General features: G+C 58.5%; 1 protein-coding gene. It reads right to left on the bottom strand.

Annotated elements, in window-relative coordinates; genetic code table 11:
* Positions 1-236: hypothetical protein (locus MRS74_RS23685; protein ID WP_254582734.1), on the bottom strand; the 236-nt coding region annotated here is incomplete at both ends.

The following is a 236-nucleotide window of genomic DNA, read 5'->3' as shown; positions in this document are numbered from 1 at the left end:
ACCAACTCAGGGCCGGTGGTCACGTCGTCGGCGTAGTAGGTACTGCCTACAATGGAGAAGAAGTAGGAGAGCAAAGCCACGGCGACCAGGCCGACCAGATAGGAGCGGTTCAGGATTTTGTGACGGCGGGCCGCGTCTTCGTTATCAGCAAACAAGCCCTTAACGACAAACGGCCGGATAGCGCGTCTGGCGAGTACCCGGTTGGAGAGTTCAACAAAGAACCCGACGACGACGGC

It is taken from the genome of Marinobacterium sedimentorum, from assembly GCF_024267675.1.
In the GTDB taxonomy this organism is placed as follows: domain Bacteria; phylum Pseudomonadota; class Gammaproteobacteria; order Pseudomonadales; family Balneatricaceae; genus Marinobacterium_A; species Marinobacterium_A sedimentorum.
Note: the sequence above shows the minus strand (reverse complement) of the source record. Positions and strands in the feature narration are given on the sequence as shown.